The 2,613-nt window shown below is 68.0% G+C and carries 4 protein-coding genes; 1 reads left to right on the top strand and 3 read right to left on the bottom strand.

Annotation, left to right across the window (positions count from 1 at the left end):
* From EQG76_RS16910 to EQG76_RS16900, 3 genes are all read right to left on the bottom strand, one after another.
* Nucleotides 1-878, bottom strand: an 878-nt coding sequence (locus EQG76_RS16910) for a 2-hydroxyacid dehydrogenase (protein ID WP_159715551.1), incomplete at its 3' end; no start/stop codon positions are given.
* Nucleotides 879-903: 25 nt separating this feature from the next.
* The gene (locus tag EQG76_RS16905; RefSeq protein ID WP_235031414.1) at nucleotides 904-1,620 is read right to left on the bottom strand and encodes a phosphatase PAP2 family protein; all 717 of its coding nucleotides are present in this window, start codon (nucleotides 1,618-1,620) and stop codon (nucleotides 904-906) included.
* 24 nt (nucleotides 1,621-1,644) lie between these two features.
* The gene (locus tag EQG76_RS16900; RefSeq protein WP_159715547.1) at nucleotides 1,645-2,250 is read right to left on the bottom strand and encodes a DedA family protein; all 606 of its coding nucleotides are present in this window, start codon (nucleotides 2,248-2,250) and stop codon (nucleotides 1,645-1,647) included.
* Nucleotides 2,251-2,393: 143 nt separating this feature from the next.
* Here EQG76_RS16900 and EQG76_RS16895 point away from each other — a divergent pair.
* Nucleotides 2,394-2,613: SDR family NAD(P)-dependent oxidoreductase (locus tag EQG76_RS16895; RefSeq protein ID WP_159715553.1), on the top strand; the 220-nt coding region annotated here is incomplete at its 3' end.

The raw sequence follows: 2,613 nt of genomic DNA, 5'->3' as shown, positions 1-2,613 counted from the left end.
GTGATCAGGACGTTGGGAAAGGTGAGCAGCCGGGCGAACTGGTCGTCCGGGATGATCCGGTCCGAGCGGTCCTCGAAGAACAGTTGTTCCTCCTCCTCGTACACGTCGAGGCCGAGGCTGCCGATCGTTCTGGACTTGAGCCCCTGGATCACCGCATGGGTGTCGATCACCGCACCCCGGCTGGTGTTGATCAGCATGACGCCGCGCTTCATGGCAGAGATCGCCGGGGCATCGATCAGGTGGCGGGTCTGCGGCGTGAGCGGGCAGTGCAGGCTGATGATGTCGCTGCTGCCGAGCAGTTCCTCGATCCCGACGAAGCGGACGCCCAGTGCCTTGCACTCGGCGGACGGATAGGGATCGTGCGCCAGAATCGTGCAACCGAACCCCGCCATGATCCGAGCCAGCGCCACGCCGATCTTGCCGCTGCCGACGATGCCCACGGTCTTGGCGACGAGATCGAAGCCCATCAGCCCGTCCAGAGTGAAATTGCCCTCACGGACGCGGTTATAGGCGCGGTGGGTCTTGCGGTTCAGCGTCAGGATCAGGGCCACAGTATGCTCGGCCACCGCATGAGGCGAATAGGCCGGCACGCGGCCGACCCTGATCCCGTGGCCGGCAGCCGCGGCCAGATCGACATGGTTGAAGCCCGCGGAGCGCAGCGCGATCAGCCGCACCCCGTGCTGCCCGAGGGCCTCGATCACCGGCTGGCCGAGATCGTCGTTCACGAAGGCACAGACCGCCTGCGTGCCTGCCGCGAGCCCAGCGGTCTCGGGCGACAGCCGGGCTTCCAAGAAGATCAACTCATGGCCGCCGTCGTGGTTGGCGGCAGACAGGAAGCGGCGGTCGTAGGGTTTGGTGCTGAACACGGCGACGCGCACCGGCGGCCTCCTCTTGCTGTCGCTTTCAATCCCGGGCCGAGCCCGCCGCATCATGGCCGCGGCGGCGCAGCCACCAGGCCACCGTGCCGCACAGCATCGCCCAGGCGGAGCCCACCATCCAGCCCGCCAGCACGTCAGTGGGCCAGTGCACGCCCAGATAGACCCGGCTGGCACCGATCAGGATGGCGAGGAGCACCGACACCATCATGATGTAGGCCTTGATCCGGCGCTGGGGCTGCACCCGCGCCAGGAGGGCGCCCAGGGTCAGGTAGATCATCGCCGACATCATCGCATGGCTGCTGGGGAAGCTGGAGGTGAACACGTCGACCTGATGCGGCACCAGGTCCGGGCGCACCCGGGCGAAGAACAGCTTCAGCCCGAACGAGACCGCCGTACCGCCGGCGGCCGAGACCAGCACCAAGAGGGCGATCGCTCGCCGCCGGATGATCAGGAGGAAGCCGGTGGCGACGAACGTGACCAGGGCCAGCACGGGAACGCCGCCCAGCGCGGTGATGTCGGCAGCAGCCCGCTCGAGCCAGGGCGGCCCGATCGGGTCAGTGAGGTCGGCGGGGTTGCGTAGCGCCAGGAGAATGTCCCGGTCAAACGCCGCGGCATCGCCCTCCAGGGCCTCCTCGGTGACCAGGCCGAACAGCAGCAGGATCGCGGCAATGGCGCACAGCGAGCCCAGCAGCACGAACTCATAGCGGCCGAGCCTCGCCAGGAAGCCCGGCGGCTCGGGCATGCGGGCACTTGTCCAGGCCATTCTCTAGCCAGCACCCGGTTGCTTGAACGTGATCACCCGGTAGGCATAGATCAGCACCAGCGCCGCGATCACCAGGTTCGACACCGGGTTGAGCCAGGCCTCGACCTGGTCGAACCGGCTACCCAGGAGGTAGCCGGCACCGGCCAGGAACGTGGTCCACAGCGCGGTGCCGGCCGTCGACCAAGCGAGAAAGGCCACGAGGTTCATGCCGCCAATGCCGGCCGGGACCGAGATCAGGGTGCGGATCGCGGGGATCAGCCGGCCGATGAACACGGACACGCCGGCATAGCGGTCGAACCAGTGCTTGGCCTGGTCGACCTCGTCCGGGCTGATCGTCAGCCAGCGGCCATGCGCGGCGGCCCAGCGCTTGAGCCGCTCGAGGCCGACCCAGCGACCGACATAGTACCAGAACAGGGCGCCCAGCACCGAGCCCACGCAGCCGGCGAGGATCACGCCGATCAGGCTCAGCCGGCCCTGGCCGGCCATGTAGCCGGCCATCGGCATGATCAGCTCTGACGGGATCGGCGGGAACAGGTTCTCCAGGAGCATCAGGAAGGCGATGCCGGCATAGCCGCTCTGCTCGATGAGCCCGGTCGTCCAATCGAACAAGTGGGGTCTCCGCTCGGGGAATCGCCTTCCCAACGGCCTCGGGCGCCGGAGGATCCGTCCCTGATAGCGCTTCGGGCTCGCCTGGGATGCAAAGCGCCGCCAAGATGCCGCCGCAACGATCACCAGGGGGAGGTGCCTTGTCCATGGTCAGCAGCGGCAAACCGGTTCTCGACCGATTCAGGCTCGACGGGAAGAAGGCGATCGTGACCGGCGGTGGCCGCGGGATCGGCCGCGGCATCGTGCTGGCGCTGGCCGAAGCGGGTGCGGACGTGGCGATCGTCTACGAGAAGGCGAAGGACCGCGCGGAGCAGGTGCTGGCCGAGGTGCAGGCGATGGGCCGCACCGGCTCCTATGTCCAGCAGG

This window comes from Geminicoccus flavidas (assembly GCF_009806515.1).
Taxonomy (GTDB): domain Bacteria; phylum Pseudomonadota; class Alphaproteobacteria; order Geminicoccales; family Geminicoccaceae; genus Geminicoccus; species Geminicoccus flavidus.
This window is presented reverse-complemented; position numbering and strand designations above follow the sequence as displayed.

Excerpts from the sequence above, each read along its gene's own strand:
- EQG76_RS16905 (WP_235031414.1), bottom strand. The coding sequence starts at position 1,620 with ATGCCCGAGCCGCCGGGCTTCCTGGCGAGGCTCGGCCGCTATGAGTTC.